The sequence below is a fragment of the Cognataquiflexum aquatile genome (genome assembly GCF_003316845.1).
Classification (GTDB): Bacteria; Bacteroidota; Bacteroidia; order Cytophagales; family Cyclobacteriaceae; genus Cognataquiflexum; species Cognataquiflexum aquatile.
In genome coordinates this window covers 71,024-83,266 of sequence record NZ_QMIK01000001.1, presented here as the reverse complement: position 1 = coordinate 83,266, position 12,243 = coordinate 71,024, and the positions used below count along the sequence as shown (strand labels likewise).

12 protein-coding genes are annotated in these 12,243 nt (G+C 39.0%); 9 read left to right on the top strand and 3 right to left on the bottom strand.

Going from position 1 to position 12,243, the window contains the following annotated elements; translation table 11 throughout:
- Positions 1–13 precede the first annotated feature (13 nt).
- Both DQW11_RS00370 and mgrA read left to right on the top strand, forming a co-directional pair.
- Positions 14–1,036, top strand: coding sequence for a patatin-like phospholipase family protein (locus tag DQW11_RS00370; RefSeq protein WP_113922019.1), 1,023 nt, complete (start codon positions 14–16; stop codon positions 1,034–1,036).
- Positions 1,037–1,056: 20 nt separating this feature from the next.
- A complete protein-coding gene (mgrA, locus tag DQW11_RS00365; RefSeq protein ID WP_113922018.1) occupies positions 1,057–2,076 on the top strand; it encodes an L-glyceraldehyde 3-phosphate reductase in 1,020 nt (339 codons plus the stop codon).
- 58 nt (positions 2,077–2,134) lie between these two features.
- On the opposite strand, the gene DQW11_RS00360 is transcribed toward mgrA, so the two are convergent.
- Positions 2,135–2,926: a hypothetical protein gene (locus tag DQW11_RS00360; RefSeq protein WP_198669815.1), complete on the bottom strand. Its 792-nt coding sequence runs from the start codon at positions 2,924–2,926 to the stop codon at positions 2,135–2,137.
- A gap of 223 nt (positions 2,927–3,149) precedes the next feature.
- On the opposite strand from DQW11_RS00360, the gene DQW11_RS00355 reads away from it, so the two are divergent.
- The 3 genes from DQW11_RS00355 to DQW11_RS00345 all read left to right on the top strand — a co-directional run bounded on the left by DQW11_RS00355 (position 3,150) and on the right by DQW11_RS00345 (position 5,526).
- Positions 3,150–4,274 (top strand): pyridoxal phosphate-dependent aminotransferase, encoded by a 1,125-nt coding sequence (locus tag DQW11_RS00355; protein ID WP_113922017.1) that lies wholly within the window; start codon positions 3,150–3,152, stop codon positions 4,272–4,274.
- A 10-nt stretch (positions 4,275–4,284) separates the two neighbouring features.
- A complete protein-coding gene (locus tag DQW11_RS00350) occupies positions 4,285–4,845 on the top strand; it encodes a GNAT family N-acetyltransferase (protein WP_113922016.1) in 561 nt (186 codons plus the stop codon).
- A gap of 63 nt (positions 4,846–4,908) precedes the next feature.
- Positions 4,909–5,526, top strand: coding sequence for a hypothetical protein (locus tag DQW11_RS00345; RefSeq protein ID WP_113922015.1), 618 nt, complete (start codon positions 4,909–4,911; stop codon positions 5,524–5,526).
- On the opposite strand, the gene DQW11_RS00340 is transcribed toward DQW11_RS00345, so the two are convergent.
- Complete coding sequence (locus tag DQW11_RS00340) at positions 5,527–6,867, bottom strand: Gfo/Idh/MocA family protein (protein WP_113922014.1); 1,341 nt, start codon at positions 6,865–6,867, stop codon at positions 5,527–5,529. It abuts the gene before it with no gap.
- Positions 6,868–7,185: 318 nt separating this feature from the next.
- Between DQW11_RS00340 and DQW11_RS00335 the strand changes: the two genes are divergently transcribed.
- Positions 7,186–7,743, top strand: coding sequence for a ferritin (locus DQW11_RS00335; protein ID WP_113922013.1), 558 nt, complete (start codon positions 7,186–7,188; stop codon positions 7,741–7,743).
- Between the two features lie 59 nt (positions 7,744–7,802).
- Here DQW11_RS00335 and DQW11_RS00330 read toward each other — a convergent pair whose 3' ends face one another.
- The gene (locus tag DQW11_RS00330; protein ID WP_113922012.1) at positions 7,803–8,441 is read right to left on the bottom strand and encodes a sterol desaturase family protein; all 639 of its coding nucleotides are present in this window, start codon (positions 8,439–8,441) and stop codon (positions 7,803–7,805) included.
- Positions 8,442–9,058: 617 nt separating this feature from the next.
- Between DQW11_RS00330 and DQW11_RS00325 the strand changes: the two genes are divergently transcribed.
- The 3 genes from DQW11_RS00325 to DQW11_RS00315 all read left to right on the top strand — a co-directional run bounded on the left by DQW11_RS00325 (position 9,059) and on the right by DQW11_RS00315 (position 12,205).
- Complete coding sequence (locus DQW11_RS00325; RefSeq protein WP_113922011.1) at positions 9,059–10,063, top strand: helix-turn-helix domain-containing protein; 1,005 nt, start codon at positions 9,059–9,061, stop codon at positions 10,061–10,063.
- A 214-nt stretch (positions 10,064–10,277) separates the two neighbouring features.
- The gene (locus DQW11_RS00320) at positions 10,278–10,886 is read left to right on the top strand and encodes an HdeD family acid-resistance protein (protein ID WP_113922010.1); all 609 of its coding nucleotides are present in this window, start codon (positions 10,278–10,280) and stop codon (positions 10,884–10,886) included.
- A 674-nt stretch (positions 10,887–11,560) separates the two neighbouring features.
- The gene (locus tag DQW11_RS00315) at positions 11,561–12,205 is read left to right on the top strand and encodes a dienelactone hydrolase family protein (RefSeq protein ID WP_113922009.1); all 645 of its coding nucleotides are present in this window, start codon (positions 11,561–11,563) and stop codon (positions 12,203–12,205) included.
- Positions 12,206–12,243: the final 38 nt, after the last annotated feature.

Genomic DNA, 12,243 nt, shown 5'->3' with positions numbered 1-12,243 from the left:
GACCCAAATAACCATGAAAAAAGTAACCATCATCTCCATTGATGGAGGTGGAATCAGAGGAATCATCCCAGGAACAATTTTGGCACTGATTGAGCAACGCCTTCAGGACCGGTTATTCGATCCTGATGCGAGACTTGTCGACTATGTTGACTTTGTAGCAGGTACAAGTACCGGTGGGATATTGGGTTGCGGAATGTTGATTCCAAGTGAAAATGATCCCAAAAAACCAAAATATACGCTCGCTGAGGTTGTTGAATTGTATTTGAAAAACGGGGAAGAAATTTTCAGTAATCCTTTTTCCCAAAAAGTCAAAACATTCTATGGACTCAAAGACGAGAAGTATTCGAACACCAATTTAAAAAAATCCCTTAATGAATATTTTGGTGACACTCTCCTAAGCCAACTGATTCGTCCCTGCCTTTTTACCTCATATGACATCGAGGAAAGAAAAGCGAAGTTTTTCAAGCATTCTAAGGCCGTCGAAAGCGAAACCGAGGATTTTTATGTCCGGGACTTAAGTCAGGCTACCTCTGCCGCACCCACCTACTTCGAAACGGCATTGATCCAATCCAAAGCAGCGGAATCCTTTCCGTTAATAGATGGTGGTGTTTTCGCCAATAATCCGGCGATGTGTGCCTATGCAGAAGCTAGAAAATGTATATTTGGCGACATTGCCAATCCAACTTCTAAGGACATGATGATGATCTCCATCGGTACCGGATCGGTCAAAAAACCCATTCCTTACAAGGAAGCAAAAAACTTTGGAACGGTAGAATGGATCAAACCACTGATTGATATCATGATGTCAGGCAATTCGGAGACAGTTTCACATCAGTTGGAATGGCTTTTTGATGCAGGCAATAACAGACAAGGTTACATCAGGTTGGAACCGCCAATCGGAGATGCCAATTCTGACATGGCAAATGCCACCAAAAGGAATATGGCTGCTCTGAAAAGAGCAGGTGTCCAATTTGTCCAAAACAACCAGGAAAAGATTGATGAAATAATCAATAATTTAATTGATAATAAATCCTAAAACCTATTTAAATAAATACAATGCATATCAACGACCACCAGCCCCTACCCATGTACCATGCAAATGGAGAAAGGTACGACTCCATGGAATTTAGAAGATGCGGCAACAGCGGCATTATGTTGCCAATGATTTCCCTAGGATTATGGCATAACTTCGGACATAATGCTGATTTTAAAAATGCAAGGAATATCCTGCGCCAAGCCTTTGATTTTGGAATTACCCACTTTGACCTAGCCAATAATTACGGCCCTCCATATGGTTCTGCTGAAGAGACTTTTGGCAGAATTATGCAAAAGGACTTTCTTCCATACAGGGACGAACTGATCATATCTACCAAAGCAGGTTGGGACATGTGGCCGGGACCTTATGGCAATCACGGATCGAGAAAATACCTGATAGCTTCACTTGACCAAAGTTTGAAAAGAATGGGACTCGATTATGTGGATGTTTTTTACCATCACAGACCGGACCCAGGAACACCACTAGAGGAAACTATGGGGGCCTTGGATCAAATCGTCAGGCAGGGTAAAGCTTTGTACGCCGGAATATCACAATACAATGCAGAAGATACTGCCAAAGCCTACAAAATATTGAAGGAAATGGGGACACCACTGTTTATCCACCAACCGAGATATAGCATGTTTGACAGATGGGTGGAAGGTGGTTTATTGGAGGTCTTGGGAGAAAAAGGCGTCGGATCAATTGCATTTTCTCCACTTGAACAAGGAATCCTGACAGACAAATACCTCAAAGGAATCCCGGAAGACAGCAGAATTGCAAAGGATGGCCGATACCTCAAAAAGGATCAGGTTTCTGAGGCAGTGATAAATAAAGTAAGAGAACTCAATAAAATCGCTTTGGGCCGGGGTCAAAGTCTGGCACAAATGGCCATAGCCTGGTTATTGAAAGATCCAAGGATTACCACTGTTTTGGTCGGTGTGAGCAAACCGGAACAATTGGCGGAAAATGTGAACGCCGTCAAAAACCTGGTTTTCTCTTCCGAAGAATTGAATAAAATTGAAAAAATCCTCCAATCATAACAAAAAAATAACGGTGACAATCCTTTGGAGCTTGTCACCGTTATTACTTTTTTTGGCTTTACCTGACAGAATTCTCCAAAGTAGCTAGGTAAATGTATTTCTGTTCTCTGGCTTGGATTCCTTTTTCCATGGCAGCTCTCTGTTCCGCTGTGGATTCCATGTCTTCATATTCCTGCCCGTTAAAAAACTGCAGGTAATCTTTAAACATATTCATGGTCAAATGGGTGTATTTGGCCTCGCTCCCAAAGGGAAGCGCAGTTCTCAAGAGACTCCAACTCCCCATCAAACCCTTTTCGATTCTGCTTTGATGGATTTTTTGAAAGACTTCTTTTTCGGCTTTTTCATATTCCTGGAATCTTCCTTCCACTGCTTTCATCATATCAAAAGAAGCCAATGAGCCTTTTTTTAGGTTGAAGTTATCCTTTGTTGTGGCGATTTCCTGCATGTAGGCTCTCTGTGCCAGATCCCGGCTCTTTATCGCTTCGTTAAACTTTTCTACCACCTGTTTTTCAGTCAGATGCGGATAAGCGATCATGGCATATTTGACCATTTCCTCGTCTTGAAATCCATTCATCATCGTCACAGGATTGTCATAATAGGTAATGGTAATGTATTGGAATTCACTCGGGTCAGCACCGGATTGCAGAGCCCAAAAGTCCCAACCTTTGATCTTTTTGTCGTTAACCGCAGCCACATAGATTTTTTCCATAAAATCCTTGAACTCGATAAAATCATATGTCTGATTCGATTCTACTTTGATAAACTCAAATACCAGATAATTTGGCGCCTGGGCGTTTGCCATAGAAACGGCAAAAATACCCACAAACAAGAAAATGATTAATTTTTTCATGGCAGTATTATTTTGGGATAAAAGACTAATTGATAAGTATTTGATAAAATTTAAGTACTTTATTTTGAAAATGATAATAATTACCTAGTTTTTTTTCTTGCATTTATGAAAATGGTAAAAAATTTTCTGTTTCGGCGATATTTACCGATTTAGCGCAATCCTTGGGGTATGGATTAGGAATAAAAAACTGATATTATTACATTTTGACTCAAATCAGAATCATATGAAATTTTCCAGAAGAGATTGGTTAAGAAGTGCATCTTTGGCCGGCGGGGCGGCTTTACTTACCGGTACAGGTTCATTCAGCAAGCTATCAGCCGAGGAAATTGTTAAGTACAATCCAAGACCTTTGGATAATCCCATTAGGCTCGGCTCAAATGAAAACCCATATGGACCTTCGCAAAAAGTCCGAAAGGCCATGCAGGATGCTTTTGATATCAGTTGCAGGTATCCTTGGGGATACAATGCGCCTTTGGTAGAAATGATAGCCAAAAAAGAAGGCGTGACTCCAGACCATATTGTATTGGTTGCAGGATCTACCGAAGGGCTAAAGATCACAGGAATTACTTATGCAGGAAAAGGCGATGAGGTGATTTCTGGTTTGCCTACATTCCTGTCCTTGATGACCTATGCCGAAACCTGGGGTGCCACAATCAATTGGGTGCCTTTGGATAAAGACATGAATTATGATTTGAAAGAAATTGAAAAGCGCGTCTCCCCAAAGACCAAGCTTGTCTTCTTATGTAATCCCAACAACCCAACAGGGAAATTGCTACCCGCAAATGAGGTTTTGGATTTTTGTGAAACAGTAAGTAGAAAGACGATGGTTTTTAGCGACGAAGCTTATTGCGATTACATAGAAGATCCCAACTATCCCTCTATGGTCAAATTGGTAAAGGAGGGAAAAGACGTCATTGTGTCCAAAACCCTCTCCAAAGTCTATGGTCTAGCCGGTATCAGATTGGGATACCTTGTCGCAAGGCCTGATATCGCAAAAAAACTTTCCGAAAGGGTGGTTGCCAATACCAACATAATGGCGATTGAAGCCGGAAAAGCAGCGCTTCAGGAAAATGATTTTTACCAATTCAGTCTTCAAAAGAACCTAGAGGCCAGAAAAATGATCGAGGCGACCTTGGATGAACTGAAATTGACTTACCTGCCCTCTCAGGCAAATTTTGTTTTTTTCCATGCAAACCAAGATGTGAAAGAATTGGCGAAAACAATGTTAGCCAAGGGAGTTGTGGTCGGAAGGCCTTTTCCTCCTTTTGATGATTGGTGCAGGGTTAGTACAGGGACAATTGAGGAAGTTGCCTTTTTCAATAAAGTCTTAAAAGAAACTTTGGGTTGATAACTGGCCAATGATCGATTTTAACCTCAGATTGGAAAATGATAATGTTTTGTTAAGGCCATTAGCGGAAGATGACCTTTCTGCTTTGTTGCTTTTATCTTCCAATCCTGAGATGTGGCGCTTTTTTACCCATGACCTTTCTACCAGAGAAGGTTTAGCAACTTGGGCTTTACCGGCTTTCCAAAAACAGAGGCTGCAGTTTGTTATCATTGAAAAAACCACCAACACGATTGTAGGTTCGACAGCCTTTGGCAATATTTCCGAAAGAGACAGCAGGTTGGAAATCGGATGGACTTGGCTTGGTAAAAACTCCCAAGGTGTGGGTATCAATTCCCAGGTCAAAAAGCTGATGCTTACTTATTGCTTTGAGATATTAGGTTTGGAAAGGGTAGAATTCAAAACTGACGTATTGAATATTCAGGCAAGAAAAGCACTCAAAAACATTGGGGCAATTGAAGAAGGGGTGCTGAGAAGCCATACCTTGATGACAATGGGAAGGCGAAGGGATACCATATATTATAGTATCCTAAAACAGGAATGGAATTATGTAAAAAGAGAAAATGATTGGTGAGAATACTCCTATTTTTAAGGAACAGTTTTTGATCTTTAGTATCTTTGCCAATCTCTAAAACCTATGAAACCTGTAAAATTTGTGTCCCGGAATATTCTTGTTTCATTTTTTCTGATTTTTGGCATTTCTGCCTGTACCATCACCGATACCGGAGAAGATCCTTTTACAGAATTTAGCAACTTTTCTATAGGGGATGAACGTCTTGAATTCAAGTCAGCCAAACTCGCCATCACCGGTCCGGTCAATTATTCAAGTGAGGATTCCCACGTATGGGCCAGATTGGATCTTTCTACCGATGCTAATTTTTTGCAGCCTTATATTTCCAATTCTTCTGTTATGTCTATCAATTTTTATTCTGTTTCCAATGGAAAAAGCTTACCTGACTTCCCTCTTCAAAGCGGTGAATACATTGTCTATCCGTCTACGGGGCTTTCGGATCCAAAAATTATCCCAACATTAGAAGGTAAAAATTTTGCTTTTGGGCCTGCCATTGGCCAGAATTATTTTCCGGATGAATTGACTTTTGAAAAAACGCATGATGCAAAGGCGGGAAAAATTTCCATCCAATTTGACTTGGAAAAAAATATGGTAAAAATAACCCATGATTGGGTGACAAAAGATGGGGTGAAGGCTACCGGAATGAATAACCTTCCCCTCAATCTTTCATCTTTTAATCGCTGATCAAACGGTTGGAAGTTTCCAGCCGTTTTGATAATTGGCTTTCATCAATGCATTCGCCTCAGGATCGGTAAATTGACCTTTTGTAGCATCCCAATAGACTTTCTTGCCTGTTTTGTAAGCGATATTTCCCATTTGGGCATTGATGGCGGCAATACTTCCTGTTTCAATCCCGCAGGTCAATTTTGAAGCATCATTTTCAATAATAGAACTTACAAAGCCTTTGGCATGTATTTCCAGGGCATTTCCGTTTGGCTTGATCAATTGGATCTCTTCGACTTTATTTACTCTCTTTCCGTCTTTGGCTTCAGTTTCAGGAATAACCTTCCATCCTCCCCTATTTACTACCAATGTGGCATTGTTTCCTATAAATGCTATTCCTTCTGTGGTACCATAATTGCCGCCGTCAATACCGGTAGCGTGTTCCCAAAGCATATTGAATCCATCGTATTCATAGACAGTTTGTAATGTATCCGGTGTCTCGGAAGCATCATCCGGATAGGCAAACTTGCCTCCTGACGCCATTACAGATTTTGGGGCAGTGACGCCCATTGCATATAGGGCAATGTCAATCTCATGAACTCCCCAATCCGTCATCAGGCCACCGGCATAATCCCAGAACCACCTGAAATTGAAATGGAATCTATTTTCATTGAATGGACGCTTTGGTGCAGGTCCTAACCACATATCGTAATCTACTCCCTGAGGAACAGGTCCATTTGGCTTAACCGGAACAGGCTTCATCCAACCCTGATAAGCCCAAGTCTTTACCAATCTGATCTGACCCAATTTTCCTGACTTTACATATGCAATAGCCTCTGCATATTGGGAACCGCTTCGCTGCCATTGGCCTACCTGCACCATTTTTCCATACCGTTGCTTGGCTTTTACCATCAGGTTACATTCTTCAATGGTATTGGCTATTGGTTTTTCTACGTAAACATGTTTACCCGCTGAAAGACTGTCCACCATCGTCAAGCAATGCCAATGGTCAGGGGTACCGATGATCACTGCATCGATATCCTTATTTTCAAGCATTTTGCGATAGTCCTTGTATACTTGTGGTTTTTTTCCTCTCTGTTTATTGACATCCTCTGACCTTTGGTCAAGTACACTTTGGTCTATGTCCGCAATGGCCACACAATTGACGTTTGGCATTTTGAGATGGGCGTTCATGTTAGACCATCCCATACCCTTACATCCGATTACTGCAAAATTCAATTGGTCAGAAGGTGCAATTTTTTTGGTAAGGGCAGACAGAGAGTCAGCATGGATCATTCCCGGCATACTTAATCCTGCAGATAGCAAGAGGCCGTTTTGGATGAATTTTCTTCTTGAATTCATGTTTTTCTTTTGGTTATTTATTTGTGGGTAGATGGATTGACATTCAATTTATTATGTTGAATTCCCTTTGGAATTAAAACATATCAAATTAAATATAGAACATATGCCATAGACCAAAAAGCCGATGGTATAAATGTGTATAAATTTGCTTTGTGATGGTCAATTTCCTACGCTAAAGGAATCAGTTCAAAAGTATCTTTGGATAATTGAAATCGGTGTTTAGATTTTTACTTATACCAAATCTAAATTTCTCAAAATCTCGGCTTCCGATAACCATATCTTTCCAAATTAGTTAAGTTTGTATAAAATGTAATAGCCATGAAACCAAAAGAAATCGTAACGCTACAGCGTTCATTACTGCTCGATACAGAAAAATTGTTGAACCAGCAGATAGAAATGGAAGGCAAATCTTCCGCATATTACCTGTCTATGGCCTCTTGGTGCCACATGATGGGATATGAAAATGCATCCCAATACCTCTATGTCCATGCTGATGAAGAGAGAATGCACATGATGAAAATCTTTCATTATGTAAACGAAGCAGGAGGACACGCCATCCAACCGGAAATTACAGGTGTCAGACACCACTTCAATTCTTTGAGAGAGGTTTTTGAACTTATTCTTGAGCATGAAATCAAAGTGACCAAGTCGATCAATTCCATTGTAGACCATGCCTTTGGAATCAAGGATTTTGCGACTTTCAGCTTTATGCAATGGTATGTTACCGAGCAAAGGGAAGAAGAGACTTTGGCCAGAAGGGCTTTGGAATTGTTTGACATCATCGGCGAAGAAGGTATTGGCCTTTGGACCATCGATCAAGAACTCGGTAAACTTCACGGAAAAGCTGCTGCGGCATCTGCTTCAAAAGCACAATAACAACATCAAAAAGGGAAAAGCGCCACCGGTACTTTTCCCTTTTTTTTTAATTTAGAATTTCAATTTCTGCTTTTTGATTCTTTCATTTCTTTGTCAGGTTTGAAATAAAATCCCAACATTTTTTCCGAAATAACTTCCTCTTTTGGAGGTAAGGTGTCGAACATCCAATCCCAGATAATTGTACTGAATGAAAATCCTTTGTCAGGATATTTCCCATGGTGGTGAATGTGGGCCTTTTGGACTTTGGGAAAAATATAGCGTCCCCACTTTTTGTGTAGCATGATATGAAGCAGGCTATATAAGGTAAGGCCAACATAAAAGCCAAGAAACAAAGTGAAATAATTGTTCCAAATCAAGGCAAAGTAAAATATCCAAATCCCACCCACAAATAAGATGGATCTTTGAGTTCCGTCAATTTTGATTTCCTGAGGATGCTTGTGGTGGTTCATGTGCATGTCGTAGATTTTGCTATTGACATTCCTGAAGTGGTTATGCATCCAAAACCTATGCAAAAAATACTCGGTAAAAGTCCATCCGAGCCAACCCGTGACCAATAGAAACAAAAACTTGAATGTAGAGGAGGTGGTCAATCCTGCTCCCAAAACCAATACAGTGGCGATGATAGCAAAAACCATGATGCAACTGATGGCTGCTTGAAGTTCTTTTCTTTTTCCTAAGGAGATTTTTTGAGTTTCCATCTTTTTTTGGATTTATGTGAATGAAAAATTCAAGAAAGTCGGCTTGTCAAAGAAGTACCTGACAAACCGTGATTTCTTATCATGCCACCAAATTACCTGAGACTTTTACCATCGGCGAATTGAAAAAATACGTGCCGATGGCCTGATTTGTAATAATTCAGAAAACTAAGGGAAGGAAAAGACCACTTTATTAAAAATTGAAAAAACCACCGCAATTCGGCCTGACTTTGGATATTTCACACAAAAGTTTTATTCAAATTGGGATTTTGAATAAAAATCAAAAATCACATTTCATACCTGACTAAAAAAAATTTAAAAAAAATCAAAAGCTTGATCCATAAAATCAAATTTGAATAAATCTATTGAATCCAATTCGATCAGATAATGCATAAATTTTTCTTATAATAATCATACTTATTTTTTACGATCATTTTTGCTCCTAGTATTACACTTTTTTCTTTAGGAATATTCTGTGTCTTTCTTTAAATTAGTCAATAACCTATCATTTCATCAGCCACAACGAAATTTTATTCTGATTAATTTAAATCCAAAGTTTGGATTTATCTCAAAGAGATATTTAATGAGAAAGCATTCAATTCACCACTTTTAATTTTGTTATGGGCAATTCAGAAATTCAGGTTCAGTTTTTCCATTATGTAAGAAACCTCCTCCCTCCTTACAAATCCCTTGTAGATGAAGTCTCGGATTTATTGGAAATCAGCAATGATTCTGCCTACCGAAGGATCCGCGGTGAAAAGTTTATTGACTTAGAGGAAATCAAAAAAATCAGCCAACATTTTAATATTTCACTTGATCAGGTTTTTAATCTTCAGACCAATGCCATAGTCTTCCACGGCAAACTGAATTCATTTACCAAAGACAGTTTTGACGATTGGTTTGAGGACGTCCTGAAGCAGATACAGATGTTTCATATCCAAAAAAAGAAACACATGTATTACCTGGTAAAAGACCTGCCTCCCTTCTACCATTTATATTTTCCTGAATTGGCCTCGTTTAAATTCTTTTTCTGGATGAAATCCATCCTCCATAATGAAAGTCTGAAGAATGAGAAATTCTCTTTCAATAACCTGCTCTATTATAAGCTCAAAGACACGAGCACCAAAATGATCAATTTGTTCAATCAGATTCCGACAACGGAGATTTGGAATGAAGAAGGAATCAATGTCACCATCCGGCAGATTGAATTGTACAATGATATGGGTTTGATTCCTTCACAAAAGGAATTGAAAATCTTGTTTGAGCAATTATTGGAAGTAGTCAACCACATCGAAAAAATGGCGGAATTGGGTTTGAAATTTCCAATGGGAAAAGAACCCACAGCTGAGAGCGCGCCATATACCATGTATGTCAATGACTTTGTCATCGGTGACAATACCATCATTGCTGAGTTAGACAATGTACAGATTACTTACCTCAACCACAGCGTCATGTACTTTATTGGTTCTATGGATCCCAAATTCAATGAAGCCATGTTTTACAATCTCCATAACCTGATCAAAAAATCAACCATGGTCAGTACTGTCGGTGAAAAAGAAAGGATCAGATTTTTTAATAAATTGAGGAAAAAAATTGAAATCAAATTGGCAGCAATTGAGGAATGAGCGGGTGAATATTATTCATTTATCCTTTTATTTTAATTTTGGGCCTTTCATAAAAAGGAAGGGATAATCTACCTTTTTCCCAAGAATTTCTTGGTTAAATTAATTAGGCATTTTTTTAACAATCTTTTGATGTGATCAACCTTAAACTGAACTCAAATTTTCTTACATTTTGGATTCAATATTTTTAAAAACAAAAAATCTAAACAAAAGAAAAATGGAATCAGTACTTAAAAAAAGCAGATTTATGATCAAAAACTGGTGGCTTCCACTGTTGGTTGGTATTTTATTCATCCTAGTCGGCGCTTGGACCATTTCCACTCCTGTCAAAAGCTACATGAGTCTTGCTATCATTTTTGCTTCTTTTATGTTTGTTTCGGGGATATTTCAATTGATATTTTCCATCAATAATAGGAATGAAATCGACGATTGGGGATGGCATTTTGCCGGAGCGATGTTTGACTTTGTGGTAGGGTCTGTTTTGTTTTTCAATCCTGCGATCACCATGGTCGTCCTTCCTTTTATCATTGCCTTTTATTTTATGTTCAAAGGCTTTGCAACTTTCGGGTTTGCTTTTGATATGAAAAAATACGGTTCCGATGGATGGGGTTGGTTACTTGCAAGCGGGGCATTGTCGGTCATTTTCTCTTTGATGATCTTATTCAACCCGACTTTGGGAGGATTGACCATTGTGTTTTTTACCGCTTTGGCATTTTTCTCTTTGGGATTGTTTAACATCACCCTTGCTTTTGCGCTTAAGAAAATCAAAGAAAAAGGAGGAGATGCCAAAGAGCTTTTACAGAACTTGAAAAATAAAATTTCCTAAATCACTTCAAATCCAAATATTGGATTTCCTCAAAAAGTCATTCCCCACGGCTTGTAATAATTTTGAATGTAAAGTCAAAAAAATACAGCCGTGGGGATCTGATATATATGAGTAAGGGGATTGGAGACATATTTTTGGAACAATATCTCAGGTCAATCTTACCAATAATTCACAAACCCCATTAATGAATTCAACCGTCATTCATCCTCCTGATAAGAGCTTGTCGGTTCATTCCAAAAACAGCCTATCCGGGATTTGATTGGTTTACTTAACAGGCTTAAAATTTTTGCCATTATTGGGCATGGTCTTTGCCCCTTTGAGGAGTAGTTCGGTTATTGCCTCATATACTTTCTCGGTTGGGGGAGAATTTTCTGTTTTATTTTTAGAGAGAATCTTTCTAATTCCGTCTCCATGTGAAGCCGATTTCTTAGTAATCAGGATTTTATATTGGCTAATTGTCGATTATTCTAACGTCCGCATTTTTTATCCATCATGACTTTTTTTGATGATTTGAAAGATTGAGGAATCCTGTTGTTCAATAGGGTCAATTCAAGAATGATAATCATAAAGAAGCCAAGCAAATGTCATGTAATCTGTGGTTTTGTGTTTTTAAATTATGTTCAAGTTAAAATTGGTCAACAGACTGGTTTAAAGCATTCCAAAATGGCATCAAAATGAAAGAATGCCTAAAAATCAAAGTAGATGGAAAAACTTTGGAAGGTGATCTCAGTATCCCTGACAAAGCCAAAGGACTCATTGTCTTTTCGCACGGAAGTGGCAGCAGCAGGTTTAGTCCGAGAAATAACTTTGTGGCGCAGCATCTGAATAAAAGAGATTTTGCCACATTCTTATTTGATTTGCTAACAAAGGAAGAAGACATGGAAAATGAATTGAGGTTTGACATCAGTCTCCTTTCAGAAAGGTTAAGGGAAGTTACAGACATTCTGATGAGGCAGCCGATGCTTGGCAATCTGCCATTCGCCTATTTTGGTGCAAGTACAGGCGCAGCTTCGGCATTGATCGCAGCTTCATATTTTCAGAGTAAGATAAAGGCTGTAGTCTCAAGGGGTGGCAGACCTGACTTGGCCCTGCAACATCTTAAAAATGTAAATTCCCCGACTCTTCTCCTTGTCGGAGAATATGATTTTGAAGTCTTGGAACTTAATGAGAAAGCGCTCAAGGAAATAAAGGCTCCCAAAAAACTGCAAATTGTAGAAGGTGCAACTCATTTATTCGAAGAGCCTGGCGCTTTGGAAGTTGTGGCAGCACTATCGGGAGATTGGTTTGAGCAATATCTGACAGAAAAAATAAACTTATGAACCTCATATGATTTGGGGGATAGTCTGATTTAATCATT

What these genes read in the sequence shown, in the direction of transcription:
- DQW11_RS00335 (WP_113922013.1), top strand. Translation starts at nt 7,186, where the DNA reads ATGAAACCAAAAGAAATCGTAACGCTACAGCGTTCATTACTGCTCGAT.
- DQW11_RS00330 (WP_113922012.1), bottom strand. Translation starts at nt 8,441, where the DNA reads ATGGAAACTCAAAAAATCTCCTTAGGAAAAAGAAAAGAACTTCAAGCA.
- DQW11_RS00370 (WP_113922019.1), top strand. Translation starts at nt 14, where the DNA reads ATGAAAAAAGTAACCATCATCTCCATTGATGGAGGTGGAATCAGAGGA.
- DQW11_RS00340 (WP_113922014.1), bottom strand. Translation starts at nt 6,867, where the DNA reads ATGAATTCAAGAAGAAAATTCATCCAAAACGGCCTCTTGCTATCTGCA.
- DQW11_RS00320 (WP_113922010.1), top strand. Translation starts at nt 10,278, where the DNA reads ATGGAATCAGTACTTAAAAAAAGCAGATTTATGATCAAAAACTGGTGG.
- mgrA (WP_113922018.1), top strand. Translation starts at nt 1,057, where the DNA reads ATGCATATCAACGACCACCAGCCCCTACCCATGTACCATGCAAATGGA.
- DQW11_RS00355 (WP_113922017.1), top strand. Translation starts at nt 3,150, where the DNA reads ATGAAATTTTCCAGAAGAGATTGGTTAAGAAGTGCATCTTTGGCCGGC.
- DQW11_RS00325 (WP_113922011.1), top strand. Translation starts at nt 9,059, where the DNA reads ATGGGCAATTCAGAAATTCAGGTTCAGTTTTTCCATTATGTAAGAAAC.
- DQW11_RS00315 (WP_113922009.1), top strand. Translation starts at nt 11,561, where the DNA reads ATGAAAGAATGCCTAAAAATCAAAGTAGATGGAAAAACTTTGGAAGGT.
- DQW11_RS00345 (WP_113922015.1), top strand. Translation starts at nt 4,909, where the DNA reads ATGAAACCTGTAAAATTTGTGTCCCGGAATATTCTTGTTTCATTTTTT.
- DQW11_RS00360 (WP_198669815.1), bottom strand. Translation starts at nt 2,926, where the DNA reads ATGAAAAAATTAATCATTTTCTTGTTTGTGGGTATTTTTGCCGTTTCT.
- DQW11_RS00350 (WP_113922016.1), top strand. Translation starts at nt 4,285, where the DNA reads ATGATCGATTTTAACCTCAGATTGGAAAATGATAATGTTTTGTTAAGG.